The organism is Ligilactobacillus faecis, assembly GCF_029889745.1.
GTDB lineage: Bacteria > Bacillota > Bacilli > Lactobacillales > Lactobacillaceae > Ligilactobacillus > Ligilactobacillus faecis.
The window spans coordinates 1,197,392-1,212,921 of the sequence record NZ_CP123639.1 but is presented as its reverse complement, the minus strand read 5'-3'; the positions used below and the strand labels follow the sequence as shown (position 1 = coordinate 1,212,921).

Below are 15,530 nucleotides of genomic sequence, written 5' to 3'. Positions count from 1 at the left end.
CGGGTCTCAGATCAAGTTTTTTTGTTTAGGCATGCTTTTTTTGATAACCGTACCAGATAAAGGTGGCACTGAAACCAAGTAATGTCAAAAAAAGCCACGCATTTCCTAGACCAAAGCGATCAGCAATAAAGCCGTTTAGAGCTAACGCGGCTGTGGTAACTAACGCTTCTAACGTATTGTTGACTGAGATCCATGTCGTCCGTAATTCATTGTGGATCTGTTCATGTAAGATCTTCGTCTGCAAGATCTCAGCTAAAGCACACAAAACGACATGAAGCCACATAAACGCTACGGCTAAATAATAATTTGAACTAAGAACAAGTAAGCAAACACTCAAAGCGATCACTAAGACGTGTGCTAAAAACAATTTTTCAGTCGAAAGTTTTAGTTTGGCGACTTTGGGAAAGAGACTTGCACCTAAGATCCCACAAAGATCGATCCCGACTAAGATCAGACCTGTTTTGACTTTTCTTCCGTGTTGAAAATAGAGCTGCCATTGATTATACGGACCAACAGTGATAAACGTCAGTGGTAAAAATAAGACCATCGTTTTCAAAAGTTCTCGCTCGGAAAGTAGCCCTTTAAAGGTAAAATGTGGTAGTTTCTTTGGGCTATTTTTGTCAGCAAGACGGTCACGATCTTTACAAAAAAGTGCGATGATCCCCACTAAAAATAAGATCACAGCCCCGCTGATCAGTGGCAATTTCAGTTCGATATTTCCTAAGAGATCGGCGCCAAAATATCCACCAACAAAGCTTACTGCACTAACTAAGACATAGTTATTTGAGAATAATTTGCCTTGATCGAGCTTCTGGTTTTTTGTCTGTTCTACGATCCATGAAGTCAACGTCCCCGAGTAAAGCGAATCGCCAAGTGCTGTCAAACACGCACTTAATACTAAAATAATAAGCTCATGCCTCACGCTGGCTAAGAGCAATAGCCCGCTCCCCCGAAACAAAGCGCTATAAAAGGTCATTTTCAAGGCGCCAAAGCGATCTGCCAAATAACCTGACGGGATCTCCGTTAGACAGGTGACTAACCAAAAAAGAGCTAGAAATAAATTGATCTGTCCATAGCTATAACCAGCTTGATGCATATAAAGATAGATCGTCCCCGCCCAAAGACTGAGACCAAGCGCATATAAACTCGATAGGGTGTGATAAAGTATGATATTTTTCCCCTGTTTCATCTTCTTTCCCTCCTTTTTTGACTAATATAGCTTATTTTTTTACAAAATAAAATCTTTTCGATTTGACTTTTAGCGTCTTACGATATATCTTTGTCTTAAGATAAAAAATAATCGTAAGAAAGAAGGATGGTTATATGACAAATGTTGTTTTACTTGGGGGAAATGGTTACTTAGGACGTAATTTGACCAAACATTGGCTCAAAGCTGATCCAGATGCTACTTTTTATGTCGTTTCGCGCTCAGGCAAAAATAAACTCACCGATCCCCGGATCATTAACGTTTCAGCAAATGTCACCGATAGCAAGCAAGTCGCTAAATATTTACCCGCCAAGCTCGATTACATCGTTGATCTCGTGGGGCGGCCAGAAAAAGATCCTGTCAAATTTAAAGAAGTTAATGATCTGCCAGCTGAAACGATGCTTACTTTAGCCAAAACTCACCAAACAAAAGCAATGGGCTTTATCGGCGGGATCTTAGGACCAAGTTCATTTGTCAAAGGCAAAGCTGCGATCGCAACTAAATTACGCCAAAGCTTGATCAGGACTGAAGTCGTAGCGCCAACGATCGTCTATGGAGATGATCGCAACGATACGATGTCAAAATTTGTTCCGCTATTAAAATGCTTTGGACTCTTTTCTAAAAAATTCAAACCAGTCCATGTTGATGACGTAACTGAAGAATTATTGCATAAGTTGGTGAGATCATGAGTGAGACCGTCACAGTTGTCCAAACGATCAACGCTCCTTTAGCAGAAGTTTTTGCTTGGTTTTACCGTTCTGAGAACTTTAAAGCTTCACCGATCGTTTTTCGCTCCTCTTGGCGCACTTCACAGCGCTGGCAAACAGGCTCAAAACGTGATATCGTTATGCTTGCTGGGTGGTATTTTGAAGAGATCACAGCCGTCGTTTCCAAGCAACAGATCGACTACCGCGTCGTTTCTTCATTTCCCCCGGTGCGCCAAGATTTTACTCGGATCATGTTTACTGAGCTTCGTTTTGGTCAAGTAAAAGTTACTTGGCAGATCGAGCTTTCAGTCAAACCCTTTAGCTCAAAACGCCTTGACCATCTAGCCGGTAAAATGGCCCGCCTACTCTACCAAACGATCTTGGATGCAGGCAAAAAAGCTCTAGAAAGAAGTTTGTAACTATGAAATTAAATAAAAGCGTCGAACAGGCCGTCTATGTCCTCTTATTATTAGCGCTCCAAAAAGACCACCGTCCCCTTAAAAGTCAGGTTTTGAGTCAAAACTTGCAAGTCTCTGATTCGTATTTAAAAAAGATCTTGACCAAACTTTCGCATGCCGATCTTGTTCAAGCTAGCGCTAGTAAACAAGGTGGCTATCAATTAGCCAAGCCGATCGATCAGATCAGTTTAAAAGATGTCTATTTTGCTTTAGACCAGCAAACTAAAACGATCACGTTCAGCCATCTTTCTAAAGCTTTGTTTGCTGAACCAGAACACATCAAAGAAAGTGAGCAAAAGATCGTACAAACTTTACTCGCTGGTGAAGAAGCCTTCTATGAGCGCTTAGATGAGTTAAAACTCGCAAGTCTCTTACACAAAGAAGCCTATACTACAGGCGTGATCGATTGGGAAAAAAGACTTGAATAAACAAAAGCACTCCCGAAATTCGAGAGTGCTTTTTAGTATCTACTGTGCCTCATGCCTTGATTTTAGCGTCATAAAGATGATAACTAAACTTGTGCTTATCGCTAAAACAAAGTTTAACATGACGACTATTTTAACAGCCAAAAAGTGAAGTAATAAACTAGAAAATAAAAGCGAAACTAAGGCGGCCAAACGCCCACAACTCGAACGAAATGAGGTCAATGAAGAGATGTGGTCTTGTGAGACTGTTTGCGAAAAGATAACATTGCTAAAATATTCAAAAAAGGTAAAGATAAAAACAAGGACTAAGTAACATAATAAAAAGTTCAATTTAGTCGTCAAAGCTAAAAGAATACAGCTACTGAGCAAGATAAAAGTAAAGACTAGATACCATTTTTTAGAACTGATAGTTTCAAATTTTAGTGGTACGCTATATGCACCTAGACTGATCAGTTGAAAAACAACATAGTAAAGATAAAATTCTTTTTTATTAAATCCTTGAACTAAAAATAAAGCTTGCCAAAGTTGATAATGAGCTTGAAAGAAAAATTGCCCGGCGATCGTCAAACCGACCATCAAGCGTAATTGTTCTGAACTTTTAAGTTCATTTATTCCCGTTTTCATTTGCTCAAATAAGCTTTGACCTAAACTTTGCTCTTCTGAAGCGCTAGTTGGTACTTCGCGATAGCCATATTTGATCGCTAAAAAAGCAACGATCGTCAAGCCTAGACTCACTAGATAAAACTTTATCCCGATCGAATAGTACAACCACGAACCCACAGCACCACCTAAAAGTAGCCCGATAAAGTCTAACCTATTAGTATTACTGATAAATTTTGTTACTGGCATTTGCTGTTGCTTAAGCTGATTTATCAATTCTGCATCTATTGTCCCGCTCTCTAAAGCCATCGCTAAGCCATAGCAGGCCCAAGCTAAAAGCATCATTTCAAATGAATTTCCTAACCACACTAACAAAAAAAGCGCACTAAAAAAAACTTTGGCCCCTAAAAAAAGCTTTTTTCGAGAATAAAGATCACCTAATAAGCCACTAGGATATTCACTGAGCAAAATAACTAGATTATAAGTGGCCTGCACTAACATGATCTGCGTCAAAGATAGGCCTTTAGCAAATAATAATACCGTCAAAACAGCATGTGGCAAGGAAGTAGCGATCGTTGTTAAAACGTTGGCTAAATAAAATAATTTGATGTTTTTCTGTAGCTGTTGCATACTTTTCCCCCTTCACATTTAAGTGCCTTTTATTTTTTTCAATATACCACATAGCGCATATAAACAAAAGCACTCCCGCATTATTCGAGAGTGCTTTTGTTTATTGTAAAAATGAAGGTAGGAGCGTAAATTTCTTAGGCTTATTTTCGATATGCTTTTGGTTGACTGTCAGGGTAACTAAGATCATTGCATCGACTAGCGAACTGCGCTTCCGATAAGCGGTATATTTAGAATTCCACTTTGTGACATATTTATTTTTATACGAACGCAAGCCTTGGAAAGCATAGAAGCGATCACCATATTCATAAATATAGCGTGCTACGCGTTCGCCGATAAAGCTAAAGCGCGATTCACCCACGTTCGATAACGGCGCCATCCCCATATCAAAATATTCATAGCCATGTTCTTTACCGTATTCAAATAAGCTGATAAAGATCTTATCCATGATCCCAGAGGGTGCATCTTTACTATGGCGCATCAAGTCGATCGACAAGACGTTTTCTCGCATTGGCATCATCGAAGCAAAGGCTACGATCTTTTGTTCTTGATCTGTAACGATACAGATCGGGGCTTCGTTAAGATATTCTTCGTCAAAAAAGCCTAGAGAAAAGCCTTTTTCAACTTGCTTACCTAACCAACTATCTGAAACAGCTTTTAATTCTTGCATCTGCTCAGTTGTAAATGGCGGTTCAATAAAAGAAAACTCATAGCCTTCACGGTCAAATTTATTCATCAAAGCTCGTTGAGCTCGACGCTTTTTACCTTGTAACGTAAAGTCACTCAATTTAACGAGCCCTTCTTCACCAGTCTTGATAAAATCAAATCCAAATTCATGGAGCATCATGGTAAAGCGCTCATTGATCTCATAAAAGACAAGTTGATAGTCATATAAGTCAGCTTTTTGGATAAAATCTTTGACAGCTGCTTGGAAATAAGTCGGATCCCCGACTGGTTCTCCCATAATGATCAACTTATCAGTTTTGATGCGATACATGAAAAAGACGACTGGCTTAGCATCGACTTCATAGAAATAAAGCTCTTTATCTCGTAAAAAGGCTAGGTGACTAACTTCATTCCCACCAAATTCAGCGATGACTTGCTGAACTTTTTGTTTGTCAAAAGTCTTTGTTTCAAAGGGATCTTTCCCACTGCAAAGATAAGTCACAATGACTAGTAGGACGATCGCAGCTAGTAAAAGTCCGATAAAGCCAGACAACCAAATACCTTGGGCTGGAAATAACAAGACCGATGGGATCCGATGGTGGTGCACATAGCTTGGAGAATTGATGATCCCAACGATCGCATAAAGAAAGAAAGTTACAACAAAGATCGAACTATCGACGAGCAATTTGCCGATCGAATAGTGCAACTGTTTTCGATATAACTCTTTTCGCGATAAAATGACCATGATCAAAATCAAGCACAAAAAGAGCGCTAAACTTGGCGTATAGACCCGCCAGAGCGTATTGATGATCCCGATCGATAAGATCACAAGCGTCGGATAGTAGGCTTTGGCGACTTTAGCTTGGATCCCCCGCGCCATCCCGATCAAAGTAAAAGCAAAGATGATATCAGTCATCTGATTGATAAATAAGAATGTGTATGGGTATAGTCGCGCTAAAACTGAATTAGAATAAGCCCAATTTGGAACCGCTGCTTCAAGTAAAAGCAAGATCCCCGAAGCATACATAAACAGCGTGATCAAAGTATGCGAGATCTTTTGCAATAAAACTTTAGGGATCCCGTCGAGTTTTTGGTTGACCTGCCCCCCTTCATAATGGATAAAAGCCGTTAACCCTAATGCAAATGGGACGATGTAATAAAATAGCCGGAAAAACAATAACCAGATCACAGCTTGTTCAGTCGTGACCCCAAATGGTAAGAGCCCAAGCATCATAAAAACATCAAATGATCCTAGACCACCTGGGACCATTGAAACGATCCCTAAGACCGACCCTGTAAAGTAAAGAGCATAAACAGCTGCAATATTTGTATGTATGCCTAGTTCATGTCCGATAAAAACAAAAAATGTCCCGGCAAAGCCCCACTCTAAAAGCGAACCTAAAACTAGTTCAAGCTCGCGTTTCAAGGTCAGATCTTTGAAAAAATCACCACTTTTGATCTTAGTCGTCAGAAAAAGGATCGGAAAATACGCTCCCCCAGCTACTAACCAGATCCAATAACGCTTGAGATGATCGCCTAAGTCTAACCAATAGATCAAGCCTAACGAGACTAAACAATAGATCGAAAGCCCAGCTAATAAAAAGAGGGCGATCTTTGAGAGAGCATAAACGACTTGTTTTTTAGTCGCATTTTTATGATAAAAATCAGCTCGCAAAGCGGCGCCTAAAAAACCACCAAACCCGGCAATATTGGTGGCAGTATTTGTGATCCACCCACTTCGGATGATATACCACTTACTATATTTGTCTGGTAGAAATTTGACGATCGAAAAATCATAGATCAACATCGGACTAACAGCAACGATCCCTAAAAAGAGCATGGAAACGATACTTAATGTCGACTGGGCTTCTAAACCGTATTTGACTTTCGTCCAATCGACTTCTTTAAAGATCCGCCCTACTTCAAAAGTAACAAAGATCAAGACCGACAGGACAAAGATCAATTTGAGAAAAGTAAAGCGGCGTTCAACGAAGTCTTTACTCCGTTGGAATATTTGCTTCATTAGCAGATACCAGCTATATAAAATGTGGGTAAATATACTCAAATAAGTATACTCGAGAAAGAAATATAGTTTTTCCTTTCTTGATTTTACTTCTTCGCTTGATTATAACGTGTAAGCTCAAATTTCCACACGTTGGATAACAGTCTGAACTATATTATATTAAAACAACATTTGACCATCACACATTTTTAGGATCTTTCTCTGGTCAAAAGCATTTCTTAATAAGAGCTCAATTACTGACTGATCCTTAATATTCATAAAATTTATTATAACATATCTAGCAAAACCTTAGCGTTCCTTACCACCGATCCAAAAAAAGAGCCCATCAAATGATGTGCTCTTTTTTGACCTAAGCTAGTCTTCCACGACCAAATAAGATCCCAAAACCGATCATGATAAATAAAATACTATAAGTTACCGCTGGTGGATAGATCGTGATACTTACGATCAGACCTAAGATCTTGATCGCAATATCGTATGGGACCCATTTGCGTTCGGCCATAAAATCAGCCATAACATCTTTGTTTTCTGGGATCGCAGCTAATGACCGATACATCAACGTGTTAAAAGTCGTCACCGCTAAAATGATCACACCGTAAAAGACTTGGGCTACTTCATTATAAAAATTTTGCGAAACTAAACTTGTAACATATGGGAAAAAAGATGAAAAGAAGAGTAAAAACATCGTGTTCCAAACGACTTTATTATCGATCTTTTTAACGTCATGCCATCCCGTATGCATATTGACCCACATGATCCCGATCCAAAAGAAAGATAAAGCGTACGCAAAGAAACTCGTCCGTAGTTCCCACAAACTTTCTAACGTGACCGGTGATGGTTTTTCTAGATCTAAAACTAAGATCGTCATAATGATCGCGATAACAGCGTCAGTAAAAGCTACTAAACGTTCTTTTGACACGATCAATTTCCCTCTTATATATTGTGATCTCAAATCTATTGTAGCATAGATATTTTATCGGGACGTATGTCTTTAGCTAAAATTCTTTATTTGATAACTTGGTAGATCTCGCTTAACGGGCGTCGCTTCTTAGGCGTGATCTCTTGGTCACGGTAACCAAAACTTGCCATGACTGAAACACCGTATTCATCTAGATCGATAAGACCTTGAGTGGCTAAATATTTTTCAACTTGGGCATAATTGAAACCTTCGATCGGACATGAATCGATATCTAAAGCCGCTGCTGTCATCATCATATTTTCAAGTAAAAGATAGGTTTGCTTACTTGCCCAATCAAATAAAGCGCGAGGCGTATTCAAATCAGCATCGTTTTCGAGATAATCCTTGAGTTTTTGTGCATATTTAGAATTTTTATCGTAAGGATGCCCTTTAACAGTTTCACTGATATGTTTAACATAATCACTATCGTACGTTACGTTTTTCTTAGCTAAAATAATGACAAAGTGGCTTGCACCTTCTAAACTTGCTTGCGCTCCCCATGCCATCGGAAACAACGCCTTTTTATGGGTCTCATTTTCTAATAACAAGATCTTCCAGGGCTCTAGACCTAGAGAAGAAGGTGTTAAACGGGCTGCTTCAAGGATCACTTGCCAATCCTTTTTTACGATCTTTTTTGTTTTATCATAACGTTTTGTCGCAAAGCGGCGGTGTTGGAGCGCTAAGATCTCTTCTGCATTCATTTTTTTGCCTCGATTCTTATTATTTATCCTCTATCTTAGCACAAAAAAAGACGTCACCTTAAATCGCACGTCTTTTAACTTACTTAAAATTTACCTAGATTAGTGAGTTCTTGTTTATCAGGTATAACTTCTTTATTATCCCAGTGTTCAACGATCTTACCATTTTCTAAGCGATAGATATCAAAATAAGCATAATCTCGCCCTGAGAGCCAAACTTTAGAATAAGCAACAACATAATTGCCACAGCCCAAAACTTTAAAGACAAAGTCATAGTCTGCATTTGTTTTTTGTAAATACTCTTGGTAAGCTTGTGACCCTTGACCGATCGCTGGGGTATGTTGGATCAGATCTTTAGCGACATATTCATCAAATTTAGCAAACTCTTTATTTTGTAAAACCTCAACTAAAAAGCGACGTACTTGCTTTTTATTAGCTTCTGTCTGCTCTAGATCTTTTAATTCAAATTCACCAAAGATCGGATCAAGTCCTGTGATCTTAGCTGGATAAGCTTTGATAACATCCCAGTGTTCAACGATCTTACCTGCTTCATCTGCGCGGAAAATATCTGTTGTGACCCACTGAGCCTGCCCATCATTTAAATTTTGATGAACATGTAGAAAAACAAAATTTCCATCTTCAAACTCCCTGACGATCTCGATCTCACGCTTCGGATTGCGCTTGAAAAAATCAGTAAAGAACTCTGCAAAACCTTCTTTTTCATCTTTAACGCCAGTGCTATGTTGGGTATAACTTTTTCCCATGTAGTTATCTTGGACTTCCTTGATCTCCCCATCGCGGATCCCACGTAAATATAGATTTCTAGCATTTTCAAGTTGTTGTGACATCATTTCTCCCACTTTCTTTAAAGCGTTTTCAAAATCATAACATATTTTTAAGCAAAAAAAAAGAACTTGTCGCATGGACAAGTCCTTTTGTAAAAAGATCAGATGATCTGTCTAAAAAACTCTTATTTAAGAGTAACTTTAGCGCCAACTTCTTCAAGTTTAGCTTGGATTTCTTCTGCTTCTTCTTTAGCAACGCCTTCTTTGATAACGGAAGGAGCACCATCAACTAAGCCTTTAGCATCTTTCAAGCCAAGACCTGTGATATCCTTAACAGCTTTGATAACTTTAACTTTACCAGCACCTGGATCTGTTAATTCAACATCAAATTCGCTCTTTTCTTCTGCAGCGCCTGCAGCAGCACCTGCAGCTGCAACTGGAGCAGCAGCAGAAACACCGAATTCTTCTTCGATAGCTTTTACTAAGTCGTTTAATTCAAGAATGCTAGCTTCTTTTAAGTCAGCAATGATCTTTTCTGTATCTAAGGCCATTTTAAAATCCTCCAATTTATATAGATAATTAATTATATATTTATGCGATCAAGACGCGCATCTTAAGCTGCGTCGTCTTCCTTGCTGTCGGCAACTGCCTTGACAGCGTATGCGAAGTTGCGAACTGGTGCTTGCAATACGGAAAGCAACATTGAAAGCATGCCTTCGCGGTTTGGTAATTTTGCAAGAGCGTGGATCTCTTCCAAGGAAACGACCTTGCCTTCGATCATACCACCCTTGATTTCCAAAGCTTCATGGTCTTCTGCGAATTTAGATAAGATACGAGCTGGAGCTGTAACATCTTCATCGGCAAAAGCAACAGCTGTAGGACCTGAGAATGTATCATCAAGACCTTCGTAACCTGCTTTGTCGGCAGCACGCTTCAAGTATGTGTTCTTGATAACGCGCATTTCAACACCTGCTTCACGTAATTCTTTACGTAAGTTAGTAACTTCTTCAACTGTTAAACCACGGTAGTCAACTACGACAACAGAACTAGCTTTTTCGAATTTTTCGACAACTTCTTCTACGATCGCAGCTTTCTTAGCGATAATTTCTTTACTCAATTGATTCACCTCCTAGTCATTGTGTCGAAGCTCTTTTAAAATAAAAAAGCTCCATGTCCACCAAGACACAGAGAGAATAACCGTAACAATTACTCCTCGGCAGGATATTAAGGCTTGCGCCACCTGAGTCTTAGGTAGAATCATATATTGACCTTTAGTATATTATCACGAGATAAAACAAACGTCAAGTATCTCAACGAAAAAAATCCAAAATAATTTCAAAAAAAGCCATGGTCAGATGACCATGACTTTTATCCGCTAAACTTATTCTTATAATGAGTTTACGTCAAGTGTGACACTTGGGCCAAATGTTGATGCTAAGGAAACATGTTTGATGTATGTTCCTTTAACAGCAGCTGGACGTAATTTAGCGATCGTATCATAGATAGCTTGGAAGTTGCCAACTAAAGCAGCTTCGTCAAATGATACTTTACCAACTGGTACGTGTACGTTACCATCACGGTCTGTACGGTATGTTACTTGACCGCTCTTAGCGTCAGAAACAGCTTTCTTAACGTCCATTGTAACTGTACCTGTCTTAGGGTTTGGCATTAAGCCTTTAGGTCCAAGAACACGACCTAAACGACCAACTTGAGCCATCATGTCTGGTGTTGCGATCGCAACGTCAAAGTCTAACCAGCCATCTTGGATACGTGCAACTAAGTCATCGTCACCGACAACGTCTGCACCTGCATCCTTAGCTTCTTGAGCTTTAGGACCTTTAGCAAAAACAACAACTGTTTGTTCTTTACCTGTACCGTTTGGTAAAACTAAAGCACCACGTAATTGTTGGTCTGCTTGTTTTGTATCTAAGTTTAAGTTGAATGCTACTTCGATCGTTGCATCAAAGTTAGCAAAGTCGATTTCTTTAACTAAAGCAACAGCTTCATTAGCTGTGTAAGCTTTGTCTGCTTCGACTTTTTTAGCAGCTTCTAAATATTTCTTGCTTTTCTTTTTAGCCATTAGTGAGTTCCTCCTTGCAAAATGTGGTCTATCGGATATACCTCCCACTTGACGGATCTGTTTTCACAGAAGCGTCCGTCTGAGAAGCATGGCCGTAGAAATTAGTCTTCTACAACAAAGCCCATGCTTCGTGCAGTACCTTCAATCATGCGCATAGCAGCTTCAACGTCTGCAGCGTTTAGATCTTGCATTTTTGATTCAGCGATTTCCTTAACTTGTGCTTTTGTAACTGTAGCAACTTTGTTTGTGTTAGGTTCGCCGGAGCCTTTTTCTACACCAGCAGCTTTCTTAAGTAAAACTGCAGCAGGTGGTGTCTTTGTTACGAAGTCAAATGAACGATCTTCGTAAACACTGATAACAACAGGGATGATCATACCAGCTTGGTCAGCTGTACGAGCGTTGAATTCTTTTGTGAATCCCATGATGTTGATACCTGCTTGACCTAAAGCAGGACCTACTGGTGGAGCTGGAGTTGCTTTACCAGCAGGAATTTGTAATTTAACAACGTTGATTACGTTTTTTGCCACGGGTCATTCCTCCTTATTCCGTGTGTGGTACGGATGGTCAGCATATTTGACCTCCCACGTCAATATGCAAAAGCATACTTATAAAATATAACACGCTTTTTACTTAAAAACAATATTTTGTCTAACTTTTTTCAAAAGCTTTTTTAGCTTGGCTCCCAAATAAAAAGCATCCGATCTTTTCATCGATCAGCCGATTTTCATGTAATTTGAAATGCCCTGCTTTTTCATCGGTTACGATGATCTCACGGTAAGCCTGCTTCACGAGTAAATAACGCAAACTCAAAACAGAATCTAGCGAGACTGAACCATCTGAGCGCGTTCCATTATTGAGATCACCAGCAATATTCAAAAATTTAGTCGTCGGTGAAATGATATAACGATGTTTTTGCATACTTTTAAAAAGCGGAGTCATCACACTTGGTCCGTTAGGCGTCAACGGACGATATTCGATCTCTTTTCCATCTTTACCGACTTCAAGATCATTAAAAGGCACCCCTAACGTCACGACTTTTTCTACGTGAGGGACACGATCTGAGATCCCAAATTTGCTTAAATAGTTTAAAACGGTAACGCCTCCCATGGAATGGGCAAGAATATTGACGCGCTCGATACTATATTCATTTTTGAGTGTACTCATCAAACGCCAGAGCCAGTCTGTCTGATGCATGACTGACATGCGATTATTATCAAATAACACTTGGATAAAGCCCCCCGGGACGTTAGGATCACCTGTGATCTTTAACGTGCCATCAGCTTTGATGACGATCACCGTGCTTTTTTGCCCCCAACCATAACGTTCAAACCGTTTGATCATTGAACCAGATGAAAACCGATTACCTGCATAGCCGTGGATAAAAAGCGTTGGAAGCTGATTCTTTAAAGTCACACTATGCGCCTTGCTTGGTTGCCCTAACTTATACCATTCGACCGCTGCTCCTAATAAAAGTCCGCCTAATGCAACACTTACCGTTTTGAACGGTTGCTTGAGTTTTTGCGCCATTTTATCACCTCTAAGAAAAAAGACCGTGTACCCACGATCCTTTTTTCTTCACTTAGACTAACGGTTCAACTTGATCGTAGTTCAATTCAGCAGTTGTTTCTCGACCAAACATATCGATCGTTACTTTTAATTTCATCTTTTCACTATCGATCTCAGTGATCTTGCCAACCATTTCCGCAAAGGCACCATCGATGATCGTTACTGCATCGCCCACTTCGAGATCAAGTTCAGCTTGATGCTCTTTACCTTCAAGTTGGCTTAAGATCGCTTCGATCTCTTCATCTAACAGTGGCGCTGGCTTGCTTCCAGCACCATGTGAACCTACAAATCCCGTAACGCCTGGGGTATTACGGACTACATACCAAGAACGATCAGTCATGACCATTTCTACTAACACATATCCAGGGAAAGTTTTGAGAGTCTCAACTTTTTCCTTTCCTGTCTTAGTTGTTTCGATCTTTTCTTCTTCAGGTACAACGACACGGAAGATATGATCTTCCATTCCCATTGATTGAGCCCGTGATTCTAAGTTAGTTTTGACTTTATTTTCATAACCAGCATATGTGTGTAACACATACCATTTCTTTTCAAATGATTCTGCCATCGTATCTCTACCTAAATTCCTTTCTCTGACGATCAAAATCGAGCTAAAATAAAAAACCCCGAGTATTCTCAGAGGTTTCGACCACAGTACATTGTAACAAAAAAAGACTGGCAATTCCAGTCTTTTCCTTTAAACAAGTAAGTTGATCAATGCTTGGGCAGCATAATCAACTACTCCAAAAAATACTGCAAAGGCTAACGATAAGACGACAACCGTTGTTGTATCTCGTCTTGTTTCTTTCGCGTTCAACCAAGTAGTATCTTTCATCGTTTGGATCACACTTTTAATGAATTTCACGCTCGATCACCCCTATACCAAATGTGAACAGATGTAGCTATCCGCTATATCTGAGAAAGAACTATAGTTTTTCCTTTCTTAATGCTTAACTCTTATCTATTTTATAACGCATTATCTTCAACTCACATTTATCTCTTTCGCTAAAGATAACACCTAGACGATCACACTGATCCGTTCTAAACTACTTCGTTTCGCGATGGATCGTATGCTTTCCACAATATTTACAGAATTTTTTAACTTCTAAACGTTCTACTCGATTAACATTTTCAGCGATCGAGTAATTACGCGAGCCACATTCTGAGCAAGCTAAGGCTACTTTTTTCTTAGACATTCAGTCCACCTCTTAGTCTTTATCATTACAACTTTATCAATAATCGTAACAGCTGTCAATAAACTAGCTACTATTCAAAATATTTCAAATTAGTTTTATTTGCCTCTTCAACTCCGACTAATTCGGCTTGAATGATCGTACGATCGACTTCATTATCCTCACCTGAAGCACAGGTCACTAAAGTAAGCATCTTTTTTCCTGGGACATCATAGATATATTGGACTTCACTTTTATTGACTGTTGTTTTAACCGTCGTCTTATAAACATAAACTTTTTTTCCGTCTGTCAAATAGATTTTAGCCCCCACCTTAGCCTTAGCAAGTGGTCCAAATAATAAACTTGCATCTTGCATATGGTGTCCTGCTAGGGCATAATTCCCTTCTTCACCCATTTTTTGATCTTGTTTCATCGTCCCTGCTCCGCGCACGAGATCAGCATTATTCAAGCCTTCAAAGATCGGCAAACGCAAACCGACACTTGGGAGCGCGATCTTTCCGATCGTATCATTTTGTTCACCAGTCGCAGCACTTACGACCATCTGGTTATCAACAGCCTTGATCTTTTTAAAATCAAAATTAGCTTTTGCATCTTTACTCTTTTTAGCCACGATCGTTGTATCAACCGCTCTAGTTGTCATATGTTGGACTAAAGCATTTTTGATCTGTTGGTTAAAGATCAAAGCAAGGCCAACGACTAACAAGATCACGATCAAAGTATATCTTAAAATTTTTTTCATTGGTCTATCACATCATCCCAGCCGAATGACTTTCAAATGGGATCCTTTCCTAAAAATTTTCAACGCTTGATATAAAATGGGACAAACTTTTCTTTGACTTTTGCACCAACTACTTCATCGGTCGATCCAAAGAGCACTTCTTCATCTCCGACTACTGTCATCGTAGCTTCGGCTAAGCTTTTGGCAAACTCGATCTGTTCGTCACCACTGACTCCAGATGAAGCATATTCAATGATCGTTACATATTTGTACTCCGTTTCGGTGGCTAACAAGATCCCAACGACCCAAGCTGCCCTGATCCGATCATCTTGCTTTATTACCCTTCGAAGACTATTTTCTAACGTAAGTGTCTTTTCTGGTGGCAGTTTCTTCAGCTTAAAATTACGTGCTTGTACTAAAAGTTGTTTGAGTTGTTCCAATTGTTCTTTAGATATCTCAAGGTCAACTTCACCTGGATCGATCACCAAGCTTTGCGCATGCATTTCCAAAACTTCTTGGATCAAACGCTCGATCCCTAAACGAACTACCGCTAGCCCTGAAACATTGGGATCAAGTTTTGGTTCTTCTGTATAAGCACAAAGAACACTTCCAGCTTCTGTTTGTCTTAACTGACAAACACCATATTCTAATACAACATAAAGTTTAACTTGCCCTAACAAAGTATAAAATTTAGCAACTACACCTTCATCGGTCGGAGTTTGTTTATAAGCCAGGCAGCATTCTTTGAAATAAGTTGTTTTTTTTGCAGTATCCATCTTTATAACACTTTCTTTTAAAGAATCTATAATTACTTATTATAAT

At 39.4% G+C, this 15,530-nt stretch carries 19 protein-coding genes and 1 other annotated feature; of the genes, 3 read left to right on the top strand and 16 right to left on the bottom strand.

Annotated features, from left to right (window positions below):
* Positions 1 to 25: 25 nt before the first annotated feature.
* On the bottom strand, positions 26 to 1,189 hold the full coding sequence (locus tag QFX10_RS05740; RefSeq protein WP_280605321.1) for an MFS transporter: 1,164 nt from the start codon (positions 1,187 to 1,189) through the stop codon (positions 26 to 28).
* Positions 1,190 to 1,323: 134 nt separating this feature from the next.
* Between QFX10_RS05740 and QFX10_RS05735 the strand changes: the two genes are divergently transcribed.
* The 3 genes from QFX10_RS05735 to QFX10_RS05725 are packed head-to-tail and all read left to right on the top strand — an operon-like array spanning position 1,324 to position 2,800.
* Positions 1,324 to 1,896, top strand: coding sequence for an NAD-dependent epimerase/dehydratase family protein (locus QFX10_RS05735; protein WP_280605320.1), 573 nt, complete (start codon positions 1,324 to 1,326; stop codon positions 1,894 to 1,896).
* Positions 1,893 to 2,333, top strand: a complete 441-nt coding sequence (locus QFX10_RS05730; RefSeq protein ID WP_280605319.1) for an SRPBCC family protein — start codon at positions 1,893 to 1,895, stop codon at positions 2,331 to 2,333. The genes QFX10_RS05735 and QFX10_RS05730 overlap by 4 nt, the downstream gene beginning before the upstream one ends.
* A gap of 2 nt (positions 2,334 to 2,335) precedes the next feature.
* Entirely contained in the window at positions 2,336 to 2,800 is a 465-nt protein-coding gene (locus tag QFX10_RS05725) for an RrF2 family transcriptional regulator (protein ID WP_280605318.1), read from the top strand.
* 39 nt (positions 2,801 to 2,839) lie between these two features.
* On the opposite strand, the gene QFX10_RS05720 is transcribed toward QFX10_RS05725, so the two are convergent.
* From QFX10_RS05720 to QFX10_RS05650, 15 genes are all read right to left on the bottom strand, one after another.
* Positions 2,840 to 4,027 carry an MFS transporter gene (locus QFX10_RS05720; protein WP_280605317.1) on the bottom strand — a complete coding sequence of 396 codons (1,188 nt, stop codon included), beginning with the start codon at positions 4,025 to 4,027 and terminating at the stop codon, positions 2,840 to 2,842.
* Positions 4,028 to 4,127: 100 nt separating this feature from the next.
* A complete protein-coding gene (gene mprF / locus QFX10_RS05715; protein ID WP_280605316.1) occupies positions 4,128 to 6,713 on the bottom strand; it encodes a bifunctional lysylphosphatidylglycerol flippase/synthetase MprF in 2,586 nt (861 codons plus the stop codon).
* A gap of 349 nt (positions 6,714 to 7,062) precedes the next feature.
* The gene (locus QFX10_RS05710) at positions 7,063 to 7,632 is read right to left on the bottom strand and encodes a TMEM175 family protein (RefSeq protein WP_280605315.1); all 570 of its coding nucleotides are present in this window, start codon (positions 7,630 to 7,632) and stop codon (positions 7,063 to 7,065) included.
* An 86-nt stretch (positions 7,633 to 7,718) separates the two neighbouring features.
* Positions 7,719 to 8,372 carry an NAD(P)H-dependent oxidoreductase gene (locus QFX10_RS05705; protein WP_280605314.1) on the bottom strand — a complete coding sequence of 218 codons (654 nt, stop codon included), beginning with the start codon at positions 8,370 to 8,372 and terminating at the stop codon, positions 7,719 to 7,721.
* A gap of 83 nt (positions 8,373 to 8,455) precedes the next feature.
* Complete coding sequence (locus tag QFX10_RS05700; protein WP_280607237.1) at positions 8,456 to 9,217, bottom strand: nuclear transport factor 2 family protein; 762 nt, start codon at positions 9,215 to 9,217, stop codon at positions 8,456 to 8,458.
* Between the two features lie 122 nt (positions 9,218 to 9,339).
* Positions 9,340 to 9,705, bottom strand: coding sequence for a 50S ribosomal protein L7/L12 (rplL, locus tag QFX10_RS05695; RefSeq protein ID WP_004051402.1), 366 nt, complete (start codon positions 9,703 to 9,705; stop codon positions 9,340 to 9,342).
* A 62-nt stretch (positions 9,706 to 9,767) separates the two neighbouring features.
* A complete protein-coding gene (rplJ, locus tag QFX10_RS05690) occupies positions 9,768 to 10,271 on the bottom strand; it encodes a 50S ribosomal protein L10 (protein ID WP_280605313.1) in 504 nt (167 codons plus the stop codon).
* A 33-nt stretch (positions 10,272 to 10,304) separates the two neighbouring features.
* Positions 10,305 to 10,424, bottom strand: a sequence feature (ribosomal protein L10 leader region).
* 117 nt (positions 10,425 to 10,541) lie between these two features.
* Positions 10,542 to 11,234 carry a 50S ribosomal protein L1 gene (gene rplA, locus QFX10_RS05685; protein WP_280605312.1) on the bottom strand — a complete coding sequence of 231 codons (693 nt, stop codon included), beginning with the start codon at positions 11,232 to 11,234 and terminating at the stop codon, positions 10,542 to 10,544.
* 101 nt (positions 11,235 to 11,335) lie between these two features.
* A complete protein-coding gene (gene rplK, locus QFX10_RS05680; RefSeq protein WP_025088034.1) occupies positions 11,336 to 11,761 on the bottom strand; it encodes a 50S ribosomal protein L11 in 426 nt (141 codons plus the stop codon).
* 121 nt (positions 11,762 to 11,882) lie between these two features.
* The gene (locus QFX10_RS05675) at positions 11,883 to 12,761 is read right to left on the bottom strand and encodes an alpha/beta fold hydrolase (protein ID WP_280605311.1); all 879 of its coding nucleotides are present in this window, start codon (positions 12,759 to 12,761) and stop codon (positions 11,883 to 11,885) included.
* Positions 12,762 to 12,813: 52 nt separating this feature from the next.
* Complete coding sequence (gene nusG / locus QFX10_RS05670) at positions 12,814 to 13,365, bottom strand: transcription termination/antitermination protein NusG (RefSeq protein ID WP_280605310.1); 552 nt, start codon at positions 13,363 to 13,365, stop codon at positions 12,814 to 12,816.
* A gap of 129 nt (positions 13,366 to 13,494) precedes the next feature.
* A complete protein-coding gene (gene secE / locus QFX10_RS05665; RefSeq protein WP_280605309.1) occupies positions 13,495 to 13,662 on the bottom strand; it encodes a preprotein translocase subunit SecE in 168 nt (55 codons plus the stop codon).
* Positions 13,663 to 13,843: 181 nt separating this feature from the next.
* Complete coding sequence (rpmG, locus tag QFX10_RS05660) at positions 13,844 to 13,993, bottom strand: 50S ribosomal protein L33 (RefSeq protein ID WP_280605308.1); 150 nt, start codon at positions 13,991 to 13,993, stop codon at positions 13,844 to 13,846.
* A gap of 70 nt (positions 13,994 to 14,063) precedes the next feature.
* The gene (locus QFX10_RS05655; protein ID WP_280605307.1) at positions 14,064 to 14,729 is read right to left on the bottom strand and encodes a class A sortase; all 666 of its coding nucleotides are present in this window, start codon (positions 14,727 to 14,729) and stop codon (positions 14,064 to 14,066) included.
* Positions 14,730 to 14,788: 59 nt separating this feature from the next.
* On the bottom strand, positions 14,789 to 15,484 hold the full coding sequence (locus tag QFX10_RS05650; RefSeq protein WP_280605306.1) for a hypothetical protein: 696 nt from the start codon (positions 15,482 to 15,484) through the stop codon (positions 14,789 to 14,791).
* Positions 15,485 to 15,530 lie beyond the last annotated feature (46 nt).

Excerpts from the sequence above, each read along its gene's own strand:
- QFX10_RS05740 (WP_280605321.1), bottom strand. The coding sequence starts at position 1,189 with ATGAAACAGGGGAAAAATATCATACTTTATCACACCCTATCGAGTTTA.
- QFX10_RS05735 (WP_280605320.1), top strand. The coding sequence starts at position 1,324 with ATGACAAATGTTGTTTTACTTGGGGGAAATGGTTACTTAGGACGTAAT.
- QFX10_RS05730 (WP_280605319.1), top strand. The coding sequence starts at position 1,893 with ATGAGTGAGACCGTCACAGTTGTCCAAACGATCAACGCTCCTTTAGCA.
- QFX10_RS05725 (WP_280605318.1), top strand. The coding sequence starts at position 2,336 with ATGAAATTAAATAAAAGCGTCGAACAGGCCGTCTATGTCCTCTTATTA.
- QFX10_RS05720 (WP_280605317.1), bottom strand. The coding sequence starts at position 4,027 with ATGCAACAGCTACAGAAAAACATCAAATTATTTTATTTAGCCAACGTT.
- mprF (WP_280605316.1), bottom strand. The coding sequence starts at position 6,713 with ATGAAGCAAATATTCCAACGGAGTAAAGACTTCGTTGAACGCCGCTTT.
- QFX10_RS05705 (WP_280605314.1), bottom strand. The coding sequence starts at position 8,372 with ATGAATGCAGAAGAGATCTTAGCGCTCCAACACCGCCGCTTTGCGACA.
- QFX10_RS05700 (WP_280607237.1), bottom strand. The coding sequence starts at position 9,217 with ATGTCACAACAACTTGAAAATGCTAGAAATCTATATTTACGTGGGATC.
- rplL (WP_004051402.1), bottom strand. The coding sequence starts at position 9,705 with ATGGCCTTAGATACAGAAAAGATCATTGCTGACTTAAAAGAAGCTAGC.
- rplA (WP_280605312.1), bottom strand. The coding sequence starts at position 11,234 with ATGGCTAAAAAGAAAAGCAAGAAATATTTAGAAGCTGCTAAAAAAGTC.
- QFX10_RS05675 (WP_280605311.1), bottom strand. The coding sequence starts at position 12,761 with ATGGCGCAAAAACTCAAGCAACCGTTCAAAACGGTAAGTGTTGCATTA.
- nusG (WP_280605310.1), bottom strand. The coding sequence starts at position 13,365 with ATGGCAGAATCATTTGAAAAGAAATGGTATGTGTTACACACATATGCT.
- rpmG (WP_280605308.1), bottom strand. The coding sequence starts at position 13,993 with ATGTCTAAGAAAAAAGTAGCCTTAGCTTGCTCAGAATGTGGCTCGCGT.
- QFX10_RS05655 (WP_280605307.1), bottom strand. The coding sequence starts at position 14,729 with ATGAAAAAAATTTTAAGATATACTTTGATCGTGATCTTGTTAGTCGTT.
- QFX10_RS05650 (WP_280605306.1), bottom strand. The coding sequence starts at position 15,484 with ATGGATACTGCAAAAAAAACAACTTATTTCAAAGAATGCTGCCTGGCT.